This is a genomic window from Microcoleus sp. C2D2 (genome assembly GCF_036702495.1).
Classification (GTDB): Bacteria; Cyanobacteriota; Cyanobacteriia; order Cyanobacteriales; family Microcoleaceae; genus Microcoleus.
Genome location: NZ_JAUBTO010000100.1, coordinates 1 through 19,275 on the forward strand (window position 1 = coordinate 1; position 19,275 = coordinate 19,275).

Here is a 19,275-nt window from a genome sequence, read left to right on the forward strand (position 1 = left end):
CAGCCACCGATGGCTAGGTAGGCGCAGGGGAATAGCAGGATGCCAGACCAGCCTACGAAGACGAAGCGATCGCGTTTAAGCCAGTCGTCGAGGACATCAAAGATGCCTCTTTCGTTCTGGGCGCGTCCGACTGCGATTGTCATAAAAAAAACTGGGTAAGTGGGAAACGAGCGTGTCTTCCGACCTGAGAGGAAAACAACGCGGCGATTTCAATCGCCTTGAATCTTTCCCCTTTCGGGGTTGGAGGGGTATGGTTGCCTCTCCGATGAGGTATGGTTGCCTCAGTCTCCCTTGCGGGGTAATGTTCGCCTCGACCTGGTTATAAAGGCTTGTTAGACCTGCGACACTGTTTCAGTGACTTTAAAACTGTTTAATCGCAGGTGACAGAGCGGAAAACTGGCGTCGCATTCGCCGGTGTCGTGACCTAAATAACGTCTCCTCTTGCGAGGGGTCTGGTCAGAACAGCTTGCAATTTCTTACAAGCTCAGTGGCCTTAGCCCTTAGTTCCTGACTGCGGTAAAATCCTTTTGCTTGTTAAAAAACTAAGGTTTCTAATTAAACTTAACATAAGTATATATTAGAAGTTCAGAATTTTTCAACATAATTAGCAGAAGTTGATACACAATGCCGATCGGTCGATCGCGCGACCGTCAGCGAACCGTGACGCTCGGTGGGCTACTTGAATTAAAATTTGGCTTTAAGGCTGTTTAGTTTTATGACTGCAAAAACAACGACCTCGATGGATTCGGTCCTGCGCTACCAGGTTGTGGGCTCCCGCCGCTTCAGCAATTACTGGTGGGGGACGATTGTCAGCCTTGGAGGGACTGGTTTCCTGCTGTCGGGCCTTTCCAGCTACTGGCACGTGAACCTGCTGCCTTTTGCTGACCCGACTCAGCTTGTTTTCATCCCCCAAGGGATTGCGATGGGTTTCTACGGTGTCTGCGGCGTGCTGTTGGCGCTTTACCTGTGGCTGACTATTCTCCTTGATGTCGGCGGCGGTTACAACGAGTTCGATCGAAAAACTGGTAACATTCGGATCTTTCGCTGGGGTTTTCCCGGCAAAAACCGCAAGGTTGATTTTACCTGCAAGACATCGGATGTACAATCTGTGCGGGTGGACATTAAAGAAGGTCTCAATCCCCGCCGCAGTATTTATCTTAAGCTCAAAGACCGCCGTCAGTTTCCCCTGACTAGAGTCGGACAGCCGATTGCTTTGTCTGAAGTGGAAAATCAAGCTGCCGAATTGGCTCGATTTTTGCAAGTTCCCCTAGAAGGACTTTAGGGATTTTCGATTAGTTAATGTCTCGTAGGGTGCGCGGCCGGGCGCACGAAATCGATAAATATTGGGTGCGCACGACTCGGTGCACATCCCTGGTAAATCGATAAATCTAGGGTGCGCCGGGCCGCGCACCTTACTTCATTGAGTGAAAGTGAAAGTGAAAATACAAATGCAAATGCAAATCAAAATTCAGCGGTGGTTGTTCTCACTTTTAATAATTGGTGCGTTGTTTGTCGGGGGATGCGGTAGTTCCCCGGCTGTGAACTCAACTCCGACAGGTAATCCGGCGGGTGAAAGCATTTCTTTGTCTCCGTCTCCGTCTCCGTCTCCGGCTGTGGTAGCGGCGAGTTCGCAATTTAGCAATTTGCCACGCTTGGAAGGAAAAGCAACGGTGGTGATGACGGTTAAAGGTGCTCCAATTACGATCGAACTCGACGGCACAAATGCGCCAATTACTGCGGGCAATTTTGTCGATTTGGTTCAGAAGGGATTCTACGACGGGCTGGTATTTCACCGAGTCGTGAAGGAACCTCAGCCTTTTGTAGTTCAGGGCGGCGACCCGCAGAGCAAAGACCCTAAATTCCCTACGGCGGAACTGGGAAGTGGGGGTTTTATTGACCCTAAAACTTCTCGGGAACGCAGGATTCCTCTGGAAATTAAAGTCAAAGGTGCCCGCAATCCGACTTACAGCAAAATCCTAGAACAACCTGGGGTGGGGCAAAAACCTGTGTTGCTGCACAGTCGCGGGGCTGTGGCTATGGCTCGATCGAATGATCCTAATTCGGCTTCTTCTCAGTTTTACTTTAGTTTGACTGATGCGCCGTTTTTAGACGGCAGCTATGCGGTTTTTGGGTACGTGAAGCAAGGGATGGATGTTGTTGATAAGATTGAAGCGGGCGATAGCATTGAGAAGGCTACTGTTACTCAGGGTTTGGAAAATTTTAAGCCTGTTAGCTGAAGGTAGTCAACCAATTTTGGATTTGGGATTTTAGATTTGGGATTTTAGATTTTAGATTATCCCCACGGGATCGATCCGATGGCCGGTAAATTCGGGATTTGAGATAAGGGAATTGGATTTGAGATTTGAGATTATCCCTTTTTAATCCAAAATCTCAAATCGTCTGACCTGATTCTTCTTTTAATCCAAAATCCAAAATCTCAAATCTCAAATCGGCTTAGCTATGGATGTTGTTGTTACTGGAATTGGTCTTGTTTCGGCTTTAGGCACTCTGGAAACGAGCTGGAAAAGACTACTGTCTGGAGAATCTGGAATCGAGCGGGATCAACCTTTTTTAGAACTTGAACGGCGACCTTTGGCTTTAATTGGCGCAAAACCTGCCGATTTAATAACTTTAATTCGGCAGGTTTTAGCCGATGCTTTGCAAGATGCTAATTTGAGTTTGCCTTTGCCTGATTGCGGAATTGCGATCGGTTCTAGCCGAGGTTTCCAGGCAAATTTGGAACAATTGGCTAGCGTTGGCATTCGGCAAGAGGAAGAAGAAAGAGGGAAGAAGGAAGAAGAAAGAGGGAAGAACAAAGAGGGAAGGGTATTACCGATTCCAGATTACCACTTACCAATTACCCATTCTCAATTCGTGAATTTTTTGCCTCACATGGGGGCGATGGCGGCGGCGAGGGCTATTGGCTCGACGGGGCCGGTGCTGGCGCCGATGGCTGCTTGTGCCACGGGCCTACAGTCGATCGCCCGTGCTGTTGATTTAATCCGCACGGGTGAGTGTCAGCGGGCGATCGCAGGTGCTGTGGAAGCGCCAATTACACCGCTGACTGTGGCTGGATTTAACCGGATGGGTGCTTTGGCAAACGCTGGGTGCTATCCCTTTGATGAAAATCGGGAAGGCTTTGTACTCGGTGAAGGCGGGGCTTTACTTGTATTAGAATCGGCCGAGTTGGCAAGCCGTCGTGGCGCTAAAATTTACGGTCGAGTTTCCGGTTTTGGCTTGACAAATGATGCTTGTCATGCTATTGCACCGGCTCAGGGAGGGAAAAGTGCGATCGCGGCGGTAAATCAATGTTTGAAACGCAGCAATTTAGCGGCGGTTGATATAGATTTTATTCATGCTCACGGTACTGCAACTGAGTTAAATGACCGACACGAAGCACTGTTAATTCAGAAATTGTTTCACCCCAGAGTTGCTGTTAGTTCCACTAAGGGGGCTACGGGTCATACTTTGGGAGCTTCGGGAGCTTTGGGCGTGGCTTTTTGTTTGATGAGTATTAAATATCAGATGTTGCCACCTGGCGCGGGAATGAAAAAACCGGCGTTTGAATTAGATTTTGTGCGCTGTGCGCGATCGGCTATTGTGAGAAATGCGGTTTGTTTGAGTTTTGGCTTCGGCGGGCAGAATGCTGCGATCGTTTTATCTGCCGATGGTTAATTTTTGCAAACTCGGTCGATCGGCATTTAAATTGCACCATCTCTCTACAGTTAAAATTTTGTGGGGCGGGATCTCCGGCTCGTCAGCCCCTCCAATTTAAATCTGAAAATAGTACCATATTTATGTATTTTAGTCAATTAACTGAGAATTTGGGCGATCTTGCTGGTGCTGCTGTCCTAGTCGGGCTCTGCATCCCGACGCCGCTCCTTGCGCCAAAGCCAGGGAGGCTAGAAAATAGAGGCAGATTAAAGCAGTATTGTATTTTATTAAGGCACCGATGCTTATAAGCGAAAATTGAAGAAAGAAACTGTTTAAATTAAGCCTTAGGTATTTTCACATGGATCTGGCATCTCATCGATTTATGTCTTATTTTGAACCAGAGCAAGCTGCTCACCTTTGCCAAATAGCTATATTGGAGAGTTGTGATGAGGAAACGCTGGTTTTTGAAGAAGGAGAAACAGCCGATTGTTTATATCTAGTTTTATCAGGTGAAGTCGAGTTTAGCAAGCGCCTTGAAAACAATCAATATCAAACTATTGCTGTCGCTAAGGCCGACGCTTATTTTGGCGAACTCGGAGTTTTAGACGGCGAGCCTCGCAGTGCTAGAGCTGTGGCAGTTGCAGGCTCGACTTTTGCAAAAATAGATCGCGAAGAACTGATAAAAACTCTCCAGTCTGCTAAAGGCAGTTCGGTACTGGAAATGTTTAGTTTCATTATTCAAAAATTGCGGGATACCACGGATCAATATGTTGGCCAGTTCGTACACAAACAAAAAATGGTATTGGTAGGAGAAATGGTGAGTACAATTATTCACGATTTTAAAAGTCCTTTTACGGGAATTAAACTTTCCAGCGAAATGCTCAAAGAAATGCACCCGGATGAGGAAAGTCAGGAGTGGTGCGAACTTATTCAATTGCAGGTTCAGCGAATGTTGGGGATGGCTGAAGAAGTATTAGAATTTTCGCGCGGCAACTCTGTATTACATAAAAAACCAGTTAATCTAATTCAGACTTTGCAGCAGTTTGAAAAGTTGAACAGAGTTTATTTTCAGGCGGCAAAAGTAGATTTGGTTATACGGGTAACAGAAGTGATAGTCGAAGCGGACGAAAATAAGATTTTGCGCGTTTTGCAAAATTTAGTTGGGAATGCTGTTGAAGCTTTTGGCGGGCGCGGAGGTCTGGTAGAGATTACTGTGACACAAAGTGAGGAGTGGGCAGAAATTACCATTTACGATAACGGCCCGGGCATTCCCCAGGAAATTAAGGAAAAGTTATTTGAACCTTTTGTGACTTATGGCAAGCGGACTGGTACTGGGTTGGGAACGGCGATTGCTAAGTCGATCGTTGATGCTCACAAAGGGGAAATTACTTATGAGTCGGAGGAGAACAAAGGAACAACTTTTTACATCCGCTTGCCGAAAATTCTAGCCTTAGCAGAGCAAGTTTAAGTAGGTAGGCAGATATATACGATTGACTCGATCGCGCTTGACTCAGAAACTTGGTTTATGAGTATATCTTCTGTTACCAAACAATATTTTTCTAAGAAACCGGGTTTAAGAGCGTAAGTCTTAATACTGTGTAGCGATTTGCAGGATCGAGTAGAATTGAATTAACGAAGCGCTAAAAATCTGATGCCAGTTACTATTCAAACCTTATCTACAGAAGTTATCGATTTAATTGCCGCAGGCGAAGTGATTGACTCGATCGCCGCTGCGGTACGAGAATTAGTTGAAAATTCTCTGGATGCTGGCGCAACTCGCATCGTTGTTTCTGTCTGGCCCGAACAGTGGCGGGTGCAAGTTGCAGATAATGGTACAGGAATGGATCTGGAAAATTTGCAGCAGGCAGCTTCGCCTCACAGTACGAGCAAAATTACCACTGAAGCAGATCTTTACAAAATTGCTACTTTGGGCTTTCGCGGGGAAGCTTTGCACAGTTTGGCTCAGTTGGGCTGTTTGGAGATTTTGAGCCGGCCCAATGATTTGGGATTGGGCGATTTTTGGGAAAATCGAGAGTCGGTGCCAAACCCCCCCAGCTCATCATTGTTAAGGGGGGGAGGTGAAAATGCTCGATCGGGCTGGCGGGTGGTTTACAATAACGCAGGCTCCGCTGTGGAGGTGGAAACAGCGGCGATCGCTCCGGGTACGGTGGTGACTGTTGATAATTTGTTTGGCAATTGGCCTGTGCGTCGCAGTTTTTTGTCCGCGGCACAGCAAATGCGATCGATACAATCAATCCTTCAGCAAATTGCTATTTGTCACCCGCACGTTAATTGGCAGCTGCGTCAAGGAAATACCCCTTGTTTGCACGTAACTCCAGGTAGCACAGCGGAACACATTTTACCTCAATTTGTGCGCGGCGTGCGAGCGAGCGATTTGCAGTATTTAAAGTTAGATTTGCCTGCGAGTCCTGAAAATCAGAAAGCAGGAAATTTATTGGTAGAAACTCAACTTGTTGGATCTACAGTTAAGCACAATTACCAATTACCGCTTGCCAGTTCCCAATTGCAAATGCCCAATTCCCAGTTTTTAGAATTAGTAATTGGTTTGCCCGATCGCTGTCACCGCAGACGGCCGGATTGGGTGAAGGTGGGGGTGAACCGGCGAGTTGTGCGATCCCCGGAATTAGAGCAAACTATTCTCAACGCCTTTGCCCGTACTTGTCCGCGCGATCGCTATCCCGTGTGTTTTGTTCACCTGCAAATATCCCCCTCGTCGATCGACTGGAACCGCCACCCGGCTAAAGTGGAAATTTATCTGCACGATCCGAGTTTTTGGCAAGCACAAGTTAGCGCGGCAATTGCTCGCGCTTTGCACCTGAATGATGAAGTTTTGCCGCCTGCCCCAATTCCCGATCGAGTGGGACAATTGCTGAAGGCATCGGAACAAAAAAGTGCTTACAGTGTCGGAATTTCTGCTCGACAGAATGATGAGATCCGCTCCGAGGCAAAAGGTAATAAAATAGGATTGATGGAATTGAGGGCGATCGCTCAAGTTCACAATACTTATATTGTTGCGGAACATTCCAGCGGAATGTGGTTGGTCGAACAACACATCGCTCACGAGCGCGTTTTATACGAGCACTTGTGCGCGGCTTGGCAGCTAAAATCTCTCGAAAAACCAGTGATCCTCAGTCAATTATCTGCACTGCAAATTGAGAATTTATCCCGCTTGGGTTTGTCCGTAGAAACTTTTGGCGAACAGCTATGGGCTGCCCGCGAAGTTCCTGAATTATTAGCCGATCGAGATGACTGTGCGGATGCGCTTTTTGAACTCAGTAAAGTCGCAGATTTGCAAGCTGCTCAAGTTGCTACTGCTTGTCGCAGCGCTATGCGCAACGGTACTCCTTTGAGCCTTTCCCAAATGCAAAATTTGTTGGATGAATGGCAGCAAACTCGCAATCCGCGCACTTGTCCTCACGGCCGCCCTATCTATTTTGCTTTGGAAGAATCGACTCTGGCTCGGATTTTCCGCCGCAGTTGGGTGATTGGTAAAAGTCACGGGATTTGAAAGTTGATTTGATATCCGAGGGCGTTCGCCTCTATCTGGCTCGATAGAAAAAAACATCGTGAAGCTTTATTAAAAATCGGGGCTGATTTAGAGTAAAAAACTTAGAATATATTAAAATTTAAATAATTCACTGTTTTTAATATCTTTTGGGCAACAGACCAGATGGCTGTTTCACAATAAAAAGTACCTGTTTTACCATAAAAAAGGTTAATTATACTACAAAAAAAGCCGATTTACCCGAATAATATTTGTTGTGGAACAGGCATCTTGCCTGTTGATGATATTAGTCCAACAAGTAAATAAAACATAAATCAATAATAAATATGGATTTTCCGATCGCCCGACAACTCTTTTATCAAGAAATAAATCAGCCGGATGCCTCGATAGACCTGGGGAAAGCTGCCCTTTACATGGCTTTGGAAGAATACCCAAATTTAGAGCCTCTTGAGTATCTCAACGCTCTCGACACGATCGCAGATGAAGTGCGCTCGCGCCTGCCGGTACAGAATTATCCGCTGCGGATCATTCAAACTATTAACAGCTATTTATACGGGGAATTGCAGTTTGCGGGCAATGATGCTGATTATTACGACCCCCGCAATAGCTTTTTGAATGAAGTGATCGATCGGCGTACTGGCATTCCCATCTCTTTATCTTTGGTTTATTTGGAGGTTGCTAAGCGGATTGATTTTCCCATGGTGGGAATTGGGATGCCGGGACATTTTTTAATTAGACCGGATTTTGAAGATGCTGGCATTTTTGTTGATGCGTTTAACGGCGGCGAGATATTATTTCCTGAAGATTGTCAAGCCAGACTTTCTCAAATTTACGGTCAACCTATGGAGTTGCAGCCGGCTTTTCTCGCCCCGGTAAGTCGCCGGCATTTGTTGGGACGAATGCTGGGAAATCTGAAGGCGATTTACTTGCAACAGCGAGATGCTTTGAGGGTGCTTTTGGCGATCGAACGGATTTTGCTGCTGTTTCCCGAGGCGCTAGGGGAACGGCGCGATCGCGGAATTCTCTACTATCAACTTGGTCGCTTGGCCGAGGCGCGCCACGATTTGGAACTATACCTGAGAAATGCTCCGACTGCTCCTGATGCTGCTACAATTCGCCAATTGGTCGATCGGCTCGATCGGGATATGTGAACTTAAATTCGCTATATATCGCACACTATAAGAGGTGAAAGCGACACTCATTGACACTCCCGGGCCTGAAGGCGTGGGGATTCTTAATTCATCGACTGACCTTTAAGCGCTATGTCCTTGCAGCAATTCTTAAACCTTTCAACCGTACAAAATACCAATTGACGAGTTCAACTCACAGCAACCCGCCTAGGGTCTATCTCCAAAAGCGTACTAGGATAGGAACAAGCGAGTTCGGGTATGCCCTACCCTACTTAACAAATGAACCAAATTATTTGTTTTCTGGTAAAGAGAATGCGTTGATTCTCTAGCTGTTTTAAGAGTATTCGCGGCTAGGGGTCCAACAATTTATGCCTAAAAGTGTGTCTTAACTGTTTCACTTGAGGCACAGGAGTTTAACCTTGACTATTTTAGTATACTACAAATATCAGCAGTTCCCTGATTTTTAGGAATGGATTTAAGAAATTAAAGCCGGCCACTGAAGAAGGGGTTTTAAACCAAATTTCCAGATAAACTGCTGCCCGACGGGCAAATGTCGCTTTTATAAGCTTTGCAAAGCTCTATAAAATTGCCAAACATCATAATTTAACATATAAATTATCAACTAACACCTATCTTTTGATAGGTTAAATTTGCTTGACATGACTGTAAAATCATAGGTCATTTACGGAAATTCCCAGTCCACTTTCCCGACTGATACCTGAAGAGACGATCGATCGAAAAAGTATTTTGACGTAAAGAGGCACAAACCCATGAACTTTCAGTTTCAACAAGGTTATCTCAACGGAATGCAACCGCTGTCAGCCCATTTAACCAAAAGAATGTCAAAGTCTTTATCATTAGGTTTGGCGCTTTTGCTGGGAACAAGTGCAGTATTCCTGAGCAGTGGCAAAGCTGTTGCGTTAGACAATGTTACCGTAAAATACGGTGCTATTGACGTCACATTACCGATGAGCGACTTGCAAAGCTTGGCACAAACCGGCAAAGCATCATCTCAACTGCAAAGCGTTCTGAGTCTTGCGAAACAAACTCCCGAGTCGATGCGCGAAATATTAACCCGAGAAGTGCCTTTAGAGTCCCAATTAGTAGGGCGGCTGGCAAATACTTATTTTGGGGAACTTGTTTTCAAACAATTGGGCGAGGTTGCTTATACGCCGGCAACTCGAGCTCAAAGCGCGTCGGCACTGCGCGATGCTTTAGTTGCAGCTTCCAAAGATGGCAAAATATCACTGGTGGAAGTGATGCAAAATTACACCCCTGGGGCCTTAGAAGTTGACGGGAATCAAGCTATGGCTATCTACCAGCGAGTGATTAAAGACGTGCAAGATTTGCAAGCTATGTATCAGAATTCCCCGGCTTTGCAAAATACGGCCGGCCAAGCGGTGAATTCGGCGAGACAAATGATTTGTCAGCCCAGTCCATCGGGAAGTGCGAAGTAAATAACTGAAGTTGCAGGGAATTGGGAATTGGGAATTGGGAATTGGTGCTTTTTTTCCTTTTAGCTGTGAGTTTTCAGCTATTACCAATTACTCATTAGCAATTACCCATTACCAATTACCCATTATCCCTTACCCATTACCCATTTTTTGAGATAGTTGCTCGGCTACCCGCTTAAGTCGGCGGAGTTGGTCTTTCATGTCTTTCTGAGTCCAAGGGGCTGCAAATTGATTGAAACCAAATCTAATTAAACGATTGGGAATTTGAAATTCAAAGCGGTTAATTAAGAGAGTTCCTTGGATTTGGGGCTGGCATTCCCAGCGATCGCATCCTTTGAAAAATCCGTCAAACCCCCACACAATTAAACCGGGTTGTCGCTCCAACACCACACTCTCTAAAGTGGGTTGCAAAACCGGAATTTTTATGATAAATAAGCTGCGACTTCCTACAGCAGTATCCCATTCGCCCTCGGGATCGCAACGCAGCAGGGGGTTGAGCCACTTGTGCATCAAAGTGCGATCGACTATGCAGCGCTCCACCAGAGTAGCAGCAGCGCGAATTTCAATGGATTGCTCGAAAACTTGACGAATTGACATGAGAACCTGCAACAACGAGGGTATTACAAAACTTTGCTTACTTTATAGTCCTTTATTTACTTGTACCGTCAATTTTTCCAGAAATTAAAAGATTGACACACTCATAAATACAGTGTATCATCTTGAATTAAAGTATATATACCGATTATGCAGTTAGTCGAAAGGCACGTCATTAAACCAAATCATAGGTTTTATCGAGAAGCCGATCGACTGTCTTGGCTTTGCAAAAATCTTTACAACAGCGCTAACTACATCTACCGTCAAAACTTTTTCGCCACTCAACAAAAAAACGCTCTCGCTGTCGATCGCGCGCTCAAAACAAGTCCTGATTACAAAGCACTGCCCGCAAAGGTAGCACAAAGCACGCTCGGCTTAGTCCTCAAAGCATGGACTAGCTATTATCCGGTGGTGCGAAACTATCAGGAAGACCCAACTAAATTTAAAGTCGCACCGCAAATCCCTCATTATCAAGGTTCAAGAGCTCGAAAAAGAGAAGACGGACGCTATTTAGTTGTATTTAATTGTCAAGCTGTCAGCAAAAGAGCCTTAAAAAAAGGATATGCTCGCCCCTCTGGAACTAATATTTGGTTGCCCTCAAAAGTCAGCTCGATGGGGGAAATCCGGATTGTTCCCAAGGTAGGTTGTTATGTGGTCGAGGTGGCCTATGAAAAGTTAGAACAGCCTTTAGAAGTTAATCAGAGGGTAGCTGCCCTAGATTTAGGATTAAACAATCTGGTAACATTAACCTACAATGTTCCTGGGTTAGTACCGAGAATCTTCTACGGACGGGCTGTTAAGTCAACCAATCAATACTGCAATCAAGTTTCATCGGTTCTGAAATCATTGCTGCCCGCCGCGCAAAAAACCAGTAAAAAACTCGCCCAATTGTGGCACAAGCGTAACTGTAAAGTGGATTACCACCTCCACAGGACGAGTTCCGCAATTATTAAAGAACTCGTCAATCATCAAATTGGTTTGCTGGCTAGAGGCGGGAACCAGGATTTCAAAGATGGGATTAATACTGGTAAGGTTAACAATCCAAATTTTGCCTGCATTCCCTATCGCCGATTCGTGCAAATGTTGCAGTACAAAGAACAAATTGCGGGAATTAAAATTGTGTTAGTAGAGGAGAGTTACACATCCAAATGTTCGGCCTGGGATTGGGAACCAATTCAAAAACATTCCGACTACATTGGCAGTAGGGTAAAAAGAGGATTGTTCAGAGCCCAAACTGGACACTTCATAAATGCAGATGTAAACGGTTCTTTGAATCTTGGCAGAAAAGCAGTCGGAGATGGGTTTATCCCTAACTCGATAGAGGGTTTTGTAGTTAACCCTGTACGATTAAAAGCGTACAAACATTAAATTTAGGCGATGTCTAGATTTTGTGGAACAATTATTAAAGTTTCGTCTTTTCGCTGTCAACTCTGACGTTAACCTGAGAAAAAAATGAATGAAACTTGGCAAGAGATAACTCAACCGATATCGGGTCCAATAGCGGCTTTGTCCGATCGAATTTTGGCACAAGCCCAGCCCGCGAATCCGCTGGCAGACGCCGAACGTGGAATTAACAATTTCTTTCAGGGCGCAAACTTGGAAAATCTCCTCTGGGCCGTCGGTATCCTGCTAGTTGGCTTGATAGTATCAGCCCTCGTCTCATCTGTAGTGGGGGGATTGCTCAAGAAGACTACGATCGACAATCGGCTGGCTGCTTGGATTACCGGCCGTCCGGAAGCAGCTGGAAGCCCGCAAGTGGAAAAATGGATTTCCACAGCGGTGTTCTGGATCATTTTTATCTTTTTCCTAATTGCCTTTTTCGACCGCCTGAATCTAACGGCTGTCTCGCAACCGCTCAATACTTTTCTCAATCAAATTACCGGTTTCTTGCCGAAGTTAGCCGCCGCGCTAATTTGGTTGGGGATTGCTTGGGTGTTGGCGACAGTCGCCAAAATGGCCGTATCGCGGGTGATGCGGACTTTTAGCGTGGACGAGCGCTTGAATCAGGAGGTGGGCACTGCGTCCAGCGAGCGCCCTTTGCTGCTGAGCGATACTGTGGCGAATGCACTGTACTGGTTCATCTTTCTGCTGTTTTTGCCGCTGATTCTCGACTCACTGGAAATGCAGCAGGCTCTGCTGCCGGTTAATAATTTACTCAACCAAATTCTGGCGGCAATTCCGAAAATTCTGGAAGCTGTGCTGATTGGGTTTGTGGGCTGGCTGCTGGCTATGGTGGTGCGGCGGATTGTCACGAATCTGTTGGCTGCAGCTGGGGCGGACAGTTTGGGTGCTCGGTTTGGAATTTCGCGGACTGCGGGCGGACAATCGCTGTCGTGGATTGTCGGGACGATCGTCTATGTTTTGATTTTGATTCCAACGGCAATCGCAGCACTCAACGCTTTGGACATTCAGGCGATTTCTCAGCCTGCAGTCGCGATGCTCAACGACATTTTGAGCGCGGTTCCCAAAATCTTCACGGCAGCGCTAATTCTGGCGCTTGCTTACATTTTGGGGCGTTGGGTAGGCGATTTGGTGACTAATATCCTGAGGGGAATTGGCTTTAACAATGTCTTTTCTTGGTTGGGAGTGCAGCCGAAGCAGCGGCTGAGGCTAACGCCGAGTTCGATCGATCCGGACGCAACAATACTTCAGGAACCGGAAGTTCCGACCCGCACGCCTTCGGAATTTGTCGGCATTGTGGTGCAGGTGGGCATCCTGCTGTTTGCTGTGGTGGCGGCTACCGACGTGCTGGGGATTCCAGCGCTGACGGCGATTGTCAGCGGTATTGTCCTGGTTGCAGGTAGGGTGCTTTCGGGTTTGGTGGTATTTGCGATCGGCTTGTATTTGGCGAATCTGGCGTTTAGTTTGATTGCCAGTTCTGGAACTCGCCAAGCGCGGCTTTTGGGCCAAGCGGCTCGGATCTCGATTATTGCTTTTGTTGCGGCCTTGGCGCTGCAACAAATGGGCATTGGCAGCGATATTGTGAATTTGGCTTTCGGGCTGCTGCTCGGGGCGATCGCAGTTGGCATTGCTCTAGCTTTTGGTTTGGGCGGGCGCGAGATTGCGGCCGACCAAATTCGCGAATGGTTAGCGTCGTTTAAACAAGATAAGACGCCGCGTTCGTAACTCTATAAAAAGGCGTTTGCACTTGACAAACGCCTTTTTTTTATTAAAAAATTAATCGCTCGTCCGCTAAAATAAAAATAACCAGCATTGAGGAGACTTAAACCATGACTGTTTTAACTTCTCTCGAACAAGAAGAAATCCAATATCCCAGTAGTGACGGAGAACCGATGGCGGAAAGTGACATCACGCGCGATTACATGACTTACGCCGTGGAAGCTCTGAAGCTGCACTTTCAAGGGCGATCGGATGTATACGTGTCAGCAAATTCTTTCGTCTATTACGAAGAAGGCAACAAAGCAGCAGTAGTTGCTCCCGATGTCTATGCAGTATTCGGAGTCAGGAAACGCAAAAGAGATAACTACAAAGTTTGGCAAGAAGGCGGAATAACTCCCCAGTTTGTCCTAGAAATAACATCGGCAACAACTCAAGATGTAGACCAAGAAACCAAACCAGAAACTTATCGAAGTTTGGGAGTCAGGGAATACTTTCAGTACGATCCATCTGGGGATTATCTGAATCCGATATTGCAAGGAGTGCGTTTAGTCAACGGCCAGTACGAGCCGATAGAAGCTAACAATATCGCTTTCGATTCGCTGTGGTTGTACAGCGAAGTATTGGGACTGGAATTGCACATAGTTTCGGGAGAGTTGAGGTTTAGGAATCCTCAAACAGGAGAGTTTCTGAAGACTCATGAGGAAGAGCAACAAGGACGGCTGGCCGAACAACAAGCACGGCTGGCGGCCGAATCAGCCTTGCGCGAGCTCGTTTCTCAACTGTTAAATTCGGGAATGAATTTAGAGCAAGTTGCACAAATGATGAATTTATCGCCATCGGAAGTTGAACGATTAATAGCGGAAAATGAATGAGCGATCGCCTGCTTTCTACCTTCCGATTACAGCCTCGGATCGACAGGTTCGCTCTCCATCGCTAAAACTCCGAAAACGCACTCGTGAACTTGTCTCAATGGAGCACCCGCAACAAATCTCTCCAATGCTTCTACACCGAGAGCAAACTCTCGCAACGCCAAAGAACGCTTGCCGGAAAGTCCGCGCGATCGCAATTTTTCTAAATGTTCCGGCCAAGAATATTCCAGACCGTAAATAATTCGCAAATACTCTTTACCGCGACATTTTACCGCAGGCTGTACGAGTCCTTTGCTATTTTTCACAATAAAATCCATTGGTTTAACAACCATTCCTTCGCCTCCCGCCGCCGTCAGTTTTTCCCACCATTGAATCCCTGCGGATCTGCTGTCAAAATCGGCAATTTCAACTATTTTGTATTCAGTAGCTAACAGCAATTCAGGGTCAGCTTTACAAATTTGTGAAATCTGTTCCATGTGCCAACAGTGATTTTTGTCAGTGTGAACAGTTCCCTCGGTTGCCAAGATGTGGAAAGGCGCTAATTTGAGGTCTAAGAGCGATTTCACTGGCCAGCAGTAGCGCTGATAGGCACGAACATAGCGATCGGCTAGTTCGGCTCGCTCTTGGTAGCTAGTCAGCAAAGAATTAATTTCAACTCCCCGCTGTTTTGCCTGTTCTAAGTTCTTAATCGCCTCCGCAAACCCGTGACGAGATGCTGTTCCCACGGCGGCGTACTGCTCTTTCAATAAACCTTGAGCTTTGGCTGACCAAGGCATTAATTCGCAGTCCAAACACACCCAATCAGTTTGAAAATTCTCCCAAAAATTGCTCGCAGTGAGAGCGACATTTACCCGCGCTAAAAATTCTGTTTCTAAGGTAGAATTATCGAAAAAATGCCGTCCCGTTCGGGTGTAGCAAATGCCCATACTCTCGCTGAGAATGCCAAACCGACGTAAAGCTGCCGGTGCGTCGCGGCACACGATCGCAACTGCACGGGAACCCATGTGCTTTTCTTCGCACACAACTGTCGATATGCCCTGCTGTTGGTAGTAGCTAAATGCTTCGGCTGGATGTTCTAAAAGTCCTGGTTCTTTGGAGGTAGCAGCGGGAGACATTGTGGGCGGCAAATAAATCAGCCATTTGGGATTGGCTGCAAACCGACTCATTACTTCTAGGGCTGCGATCGCATTTTCTTCTTTAATCGTAATGTTACTTTGCAGGCGAGTTGAAATGATGCGTTTTCCGAGTACGTCGCTAATGTCCAGTACGTCATCAAACTGCTGTTGGGCGGTGAGATTCACTGCCGCCAAACCGCTATCGATCGCGGGTGAATTCATGTCTCTATTGTTAAGTGGAGTTGGGCTGTCTTGAAAGAGGATCGGTTTGGCAGGTTCGCAGTAAATTCTAGCAGCAGGAACGCTGACAAATTCTCTTTCGGGATACCGCAAAGCTGTTAATTTGCCTCCGAAAACGCAGCCCGTGTCAATATCAACAGTATTGTTCAACCATTCTGTTTCCGGTACGGGGGTGTGTCCGTAAACAACCGCTGCCTGACCTCGATATTCGGCGGCCCAGTTGTAGCGGACGGGCAAGCCGAATTCATCGATTTCGCCAGTTGTTTCTCCGTACAAGGCGAAATCTCGAATGCGGCCCGATGCGCGTCCCTGAAATTCAGCTTTCATCCCGGCGTGGGCGACGACTAATTTTCCGCCATCGAGGACGTAATGCCCAATCAAACTATCTAAAAATTGGCTAATTTCTCGGACTGCTGATTCGCGCAATTCATCGGGTAAAGCGGCAATTTCTGCTAAGGTTTGTTCGAGTCCGTGGTTGATTTTGACATTTTTGCCGTTGAGTTTTCGCAGCAGTTTGATGTCGTGATTTCCAGGCAGGCACAAAGCTGTTTCTGCGAGTACCATGTTTCGCACGAGTTTGAGGGTGTCGAGAATGCGCGGGCCCCGATCGACCAAATCGCCCAAAAACACGGCTTTACGGCCCTCCGGGTGCGCGTAGGTGGGAAAATTCCCCAAATCGGATTCGCTGGATTTTTCGATAATTTGATAGCCCAACTGTTGCAGCAATTGTTCCAATTCGTCGCAGCATCCGTGAACGTCGCCGATGATGTCAAAAGGGCCGCAGTCGCCTTTGCGATTGTTCCACAAAGGTTGTCTCTCGACTTCTACCGCCTCGATTTCCTCTGGGGAACGGAGGACGTAAACGTACCGAAATCCTTCCCTATCTAGAGATTTGAGCGATCGCTTTAAATTCTGAACGTGGCGGCGAATTACATGATTTCCAAAATTGCGGTTTGCACGTTGTTGATTGCGATCCCCACACAATTTTTCTGGTAAATCTAGCACAATAGCAACCAAAAAGCAATGGTATTTTCGGGCTAATTCCAACAAAGGTTTGCGGCTTTCCGGCTGAACGTTGGTGGCATCAATCACAGTTAGCTTACCAGCAGCCAGACGTTTAGCAGCGATTAAATGCAATACTTCAAAAGCATCAGCGGTGGCCGCTTGATTGTTTTCGTCGTCGGAAACCAGACCGCGGCAGTAATCCGATGAAATGATTTCTGTAGGTAGGAAATGCTGCCGCGCAAAGGTGGATTTGCCTGAACCGGATGCACCAATGAGAACGACTAAAGATAGTTCTGGAAAAGTAATTTTCATTTTTTAATAATATAGATTTTTTACTCGTTTTTACTCCTTTTACTCGTTACCAGGCAGAGCCTGGTAACGCATATCCAGAGGCTCTGCCTCTAATTCTCATCGAACCTCGCGAGGCAGAGCCTCTGGGCATCGGTTCCCAGGCACAGCCTGGGAACCAGTAAATATTATTATTCAGCAAACATTTGTACCAAAGTATCTAAAACTGCTTTTTGTTCGTCAGCGCTGATTTGACCGAGATATTTAACTAATCGATTTTTGTCAACAGTCCGAATTTGATCGAGGACGATTTGCCCATCTTTGCCTTGAAAATTACAAACTATGCGGCTGGGATATCGTTGCCCCTTCGTTGTCATTGGAGCGATGATGACAGTGGCAATGGCCTGGTTCATCTCATCTGGTGAAATCACCAAACAAGGTCTAGTTTTCTGAATTTCACTGCCAACAGTGGGGTCAAGGTTAACTAAAAAAACATCAAAACGTTCGACTACCATTGCCACTCAAGCTCCTCCCACTCCGTAGTGGTGACATCATCAAGAAGGACATCATCATGTTGCTCTGCCATTTTTGCGAACGCTTCCTCCCAGCCGGCACGCGGTTTTAGGGCTGCACGAATGACAATCCGATCGCCCTGAACTTCGATTTCTACTGCTCCGCTAATACCAATTTGCTCTAACCAAGATTTGGGAATGTGAATGCCCTGAGAATTGTCAATTTCAACGATCCGGGTTTGAATAGGTTTACTCATAGCTGAAGCCTGCATTTTTCCAAGTTTAACTATATTGTAAGCACAAACAGACTGTCGGTATTATTATCAATGGGCGAATATTGCCATTTGCGTAGGCGAACCTACTTCTAAATCTTCAGTTCCCACACAACGAAACTCTACCCGACAGCCAAACCGTTCGGCAACGCCATTCGCCCAAGTTTGAAATTCGGTTCTTGTCCACTCAAAGCGGTGATCCCGGTGGCGAAATTTGCCTGCAGGCAAGTTTTCAAACCGAACATTATATTCAATATTTGGAGTTGTGACGATCGCACTTTTGGGTCGGATAAATTCAAACAAAACCCGCTCAAAAGCAGCTAACCGTTCTAAATCCAGATGTTCGATCACTTCAATTACCGCCGCCGCATCAAAACCAGTCAAGCGGCTGTCCCGATAAATTAGCGAACTTTGAATTAGTTGAATGCGAGATTGCTGTGCGGGAGACAATCGATCGATTTGCAAACGTTCCCTGGCAATTTCCAATGCCCGAAAGGACACATCGACGCCTGTAATTTGTTCGATCGAGCTTTCTTTCAAAAGCAGTTTCAGCAGTTTTCCCTCACCGCAGCCCAAATCTACCACTCGCTTAGCACCGCTTTGCTTTAAAACCTCCGTCACAGCTTCCAAACGCTCTTGATTCAAGCTAATTCGCTGTTCTAAAACTTCCTCTTCTTGCTGATGAGAAACTTCGACCTCCTCAGGGTCAATATGAGCTTCATCTGCTAACTGTGCCACAGCAATTCGCGTCAGACGGCGCTGGCGTTTCAGATAGCGGTTGGCAATTTGTTCGCGGGCGGGATGCGCGTTCAACCAACCTTCGCCGTGATGCAATAACTTCTCGATTTCATCATCGCCCACCCAATAATGTTTGTCGTCATCCAACACGGGAATTAGCACGTAAATATGGCTTAACAAATCCGCCAAACGAACTGTATTTTGCAGTTCCACAGCAAAGTAAGGACTCGCGCCCCACTCGGGAAATTGCTCGTCAAGAATCAGGGGTTTTGCTGCGACTTGATAGCCAAGCGGCTCAAACATTTGCCGCAGGAACTTCTCGCCACCGCGACAGGGCAAAACCGACAGATTAACTGTCAAAGGAATAGCTGTTTCTGCGAGTTCTGGGCGGTCTTTGCAGCGACCGGATAGAGCTGTACTAAAGACTTTGGCGAGGGCGACACTGAGAAAAGAAGAGGCAACGTAGGGGCGATCGTTCACGTATTGTTCGAGAGGGCGATCGCCCGATTTCGACTTGCCCCGCACCAAAGCAACCGGATCGACATCTAACAGTAAAGCCGCCGTGCACCTTTCTGCATTTGCCTCTGGATAAAACACGCTGGCTTGCCCGAAAGTCATCGGAAAGGATTGATGGCGATCGGGATGTTTGTGCAGCAAATAACCTAAATCTGTAGCAGGGACGCGAGTTGTAGAGATGGTTAATAACATAAGCTATTAATTTTTGAAATTATCTGCGTTTATCTGTGTTTATCTGCTTT

Annotated in this window: 15 protein-coding genes and 1 pseudogene; 10 read left to right on the plus strand and 6 right to left on the minus strand. The window is 46.5% G+C overall.

Features of this window, described 5'->3' with window-relative positions; all coding sequences use genetic code 11:
* Nucleotides 1–143 (minus strand): annotated as a pseudogene (locus QUB61_RS26160) (photosystem II D2 protein (photosystem q(a) protein)); the annotation flags it as partial.
* A 572-nt stretch (nt 144–715) separates the two neighbouring features.
* On the opposite strand from QUB61_RS26160, the gene QUB61_RS26165 reads away from it, so the two are divergent.
* The 7 genes from QUB61_RS26165 (at nt 716) to QUB61_RS26195 (ending at nt 9,767) form a co-directional block, all read left to right on the plus strand.
* The gene (locus QUB61_RS26165; protein ID WP_333126091.1) at nt 716–1,282 is read left to right on the plus strand and encodes a photosystem I assembly protein Ycf4; all 567 of its coding nucleotides are present in this window, start codon (nt 716–718) and stop codon (nt 1,280–1,282) included.
* 166 nt (nt 1,283–1,448) lie between these two features.
* Nucleotides 1,449–2,237, plus strand: a complete 789-nt coding sequence (locus tag QUB61_RS26170) for a peptidylprolyl isomerase (RefSeq protein WP_445300211.1) — start codon at nt 1,449–1,451, stop codon at nt 2,235–2,237.
* A gap of 223 nt (nt 2,238–2,460) precedes the next feature.
* Nucleotides 2,461–3,675 carry a beta-ketoacyl-ACP synthase gene (locus tag QUB61_RS26175; RefSeq protein ID WP_333126087.1) on the plus strand — a complete coding sequence of 405 codons (1,215 nt, stop codon included), beginning with the start codon at nt 2,461–2,463 and terminating at the stop codon, nt 3,673–3,675.
* 337 nt (nt 3,676–4,012) lie between these two features.
* Nucleotides 4,013–5,122: an ATP-binding protein gene (locus tag QUB61_RS26180; protein ID WP_333126084.1), complete on the plus strand. Its 1,110-nt coding sequence runs from the start codon at nt 4,013–4,015 to the stop codon at nt 5,120–5,122.
* A 183-nt stretch (nt 5,123–5,305) separates the two neighbouring features.
* The gene (mutL, locus tag QUB61_RS26185) at nt 5,306–7,183 is read left to right on the plus strand and encodes a DNA mismatch repair endonuclease MutL (RefSeq protein ID WP_333126081.1); all 1,878 of its coding nucleotides are present in this window, start codon (nt 5,306–5,308) and stop codon (nt 7,181–7,183) included.
* A gap of 323 nt (nt 7,184–7,506) precedes the next feature.
* Nucleotides 7,507–8,331 (plus strand): transglutaminase family protein, encoded by an 825-nt coding sequence (locus tag QUB61_RS26190; RefSeq protein WP_333126078.1) that lies wholly within the window; start codon nt 7,507–7,509, stop codon nt 8,329–8,331.
* 749 nt (nt 8,332–9,080) lie between these two features.
* Complete coding sequence (locus QUB61_RS26195; RefSeq protein WP_333126075.1) at nt 9,081–9,767, plus strand: alpha/beta hydrolase; 687 nt, start codon at nt 9,081–9,083, stop codon at nt 9,765–9,767.
* A gap of 129 nt (nt 9,768–9,896) precedes the next feature.
* Here QUB61_RS26195 and QUB61_RS26200 read toward each other — a convergent pair whose 3' ends face one another.
* Nucleotides 9,897–10,361: an SRPBCC family protein gene (locus tag QUB61_RS26200; protein ID WP_333126071.1), complete on the minus strand. Its 465-nt coding sequence runs from the start codon at nt 10,359–10,361 to the stop codon at nt 9,897–9,899.
* 147 nt (nt 10,362–10,508) lie between these two features.
* Between QUB61_RS26200 and QUB61_RS26205 the strand changes: the two genes are divergently transcribed.
* The 3 genes from QUB61_RS26205 (at nt 10,509) to QUB61_RS26215 (ending at nt 14,350) form a co-directional block, all read left to right on the plus strand.
* On the plus strand, nt 10,509–11,726 hold the full coding sequence (locus QUB61_RS26205; RefSeq protein ID WP_333126068.1) for a transposase: 1,218 nt from the start codon (nt 10,509–10,511) through the stop codon (nt 11,724–11,726).
* Between the two features lie 84 nt (nt 11,727–11,810).
* On the plus strand, nt 11,811–13,484 hold the full coding sequence (locus QUB61_RS26210) for a mechanosensitive ion channel (protein ID WP_333126065.1): 1,674 nt from the start codon (nt 11,811–11,813) through the stop codon (nt 13,482–13,484).
* 104 nt (nt 13,485–13,588) lie between these two features.
* Nucleotides 13,589–14,350, plus strand: a complete 762-nt coding sequence (locus QUB61_RS26215; protein ID WP_333126062.1) for a Uma2 family endonuclease — start codon at nt 13,589–13,591, stop codon at nt 14,348–14,350.
* A gap of 26 nt (nt 14,351–14,376) precedes the next feature.
* Here the strand turns inward: QUB61_RS26215 and QUB61_RS26220 are convergent, their stop codons facing one another.
* From QUB61_RS26220 to QUB61_RS26235, 4 genes are all read right to left on the minus strand, one after another.
* Nucleotides 14,377–17,019, minus strand: coding sequence for a polynucleotide kinase-phosphatase (locus QUB61_RS26220; protein ID WP_333126059.1), 2,643 nt, complete (start codon nt 17,017–17,019; stop codon nt 14,377–14,379).
* Nucleotides 17,020–17,186: 167 nt separating this feature from the next.
* Complete coding sequence (locus QUB61_RS26225) at nt 17,187–17,510, minus strand: type II toxin-antitoxin system PemK/MazF family toxin (RefSeq protein WP_333126056.1); 324 nt, start codon at nt 17,508–17,510, stop codon at nt 17,187–17,189.
* Nucleotides 17,504–17,764 carry an AbrB/MazE/SpoVT family DNA-binding domain-containing protein gene (locus tag QUB61_RS26230; RefSeq protein ID WP_333126053.1) on the minus strand — a complete coding sequence of 87 codons (261 nt, stop codon included), beginning with the start codon at nt 17,762–17,764 and terminating at the stop codon, nt 17,504–17,506. Before QUB61_RS26230 ends, QUB61_RS26225 begins: the two co-directional genes overlap by 7 nt.
* Nucleotides 17,765–17,830: 66 nt before the next feature.
* Nucleotides 17,831–19,225 carry a 3' terminal RNA ribose 2'-O-methyltransferase Hen1 gene (locus QUB61_RS26235; protein WP_333126050.1) on the minus strand — a complete coding sequence of 465 codons (1,395 nt, stop codon included), beginning with the start codon at nt 19,223–19,225 and terminating at the stop codon, nt 17,831–17,833.
* Between the last annotated feature and the right edge of the window lie 50 nt (nt 19,226–19,275).

Coding starts and splice junctions, on each gene's coding strand:
- QUB61_RS26220 (WP_333126059.1), bottom strand. CDS start 17,019: ATGAAAATTACTTTTCCAGAACTATCTTTAGTCGTTCTCATTGGTGCA.
- mutL (WP_333126081.1), top strand. CDS start 5,306: ATGCCAGTTACTATTCAAACCTTATCTACAGAAGTTATCGATTTAATT.
- QUB61_RS26200 (WP_333126071.1), bottom strand. CDS start 10,361: ATGTCAATTCGTCAAGTTTTCGAGCAATCCATTGAAATTCGCGCTGCT.
- QUB61_RS26170 (WP_445300211.1), top strand. CDS start 1,449: ATGCAAATGCAAATCAAAATTCAGCGGTGGTTGTTCTCACTTTTAATA.
- QUB61_RS26205 (WP_333126068.1), top strand. CDS start 10,509: ATGCAGTTAGTCGAAAGGCACGTCATTAAACCAAATCATAGGTTTTAT.
- QUB61_RS26180 (WP_333126084.1), top strand. CDS start 4,013: ATGGATCTGGCATCTCATCGATTTATGTCTTATTTTGAACCAGAGCAA.
- QUB61_RS26230 (WP_333126053.1), bottom strand. CDS start 17,764: ATGAGTAAACCTATTCAAACCCGGATCGTTGAAATTGACAATTCTCAG.
- QUB61_RS26225 (WP_333126056.1), bottom strand. CDS start 17,510: ATGGTAGTCGAACGTTTTGATGTTTTTTTAGTTAACCTTGACCCCACT.
- QUB61_RS26235 (WP_333126050.1), bottom strand. CDS start 19,225: ATGTTATTAACCATCTCTACAACTCGCGTCCCTGCTACAGATTTAGGT.
- QUB61_RS26215 (WP_333126062.1), top strand. CDS start 13,589: ATGACTGTTTTAACTTCTCTCGAACAAGAAGAAATCCAATATCCCAGT.
- QUB61_RS26190 (WP_333126078.1), top strand. CDS start 7,507: ATGGATTTTCCGATCGCCCGACAACTCTTTTATCAAGAAATAAATCAG.
- QUB61_RS26165 (WP_333126091.1), top strand. CDS start 716: ATGACTGCAAAAACAACGACCTCGATGGATTCGGTCCTGCGCTACCAG.
- QUB61_RS26210 (WP_333126065.1), top strand. CDS start 11,811: ATGAATGAAACTTGGCAAGAGATAACTCAACCGATATCGGGTCCAATA.
- QUB61_RS26195 (WP_333126075.1), top strand. CDS start 9,081: ATGAACTTTCAGTTTCAACAAGGTTATCTCAACGGAATGCAACCGCTG.
- QUB61_RS26175 (WP_333126087.1), top strand. CDS start 2,461: ATGGATGTTGTTGTTACTGGAATTGGTCTTGTTTCGGCTTTAGGCACT.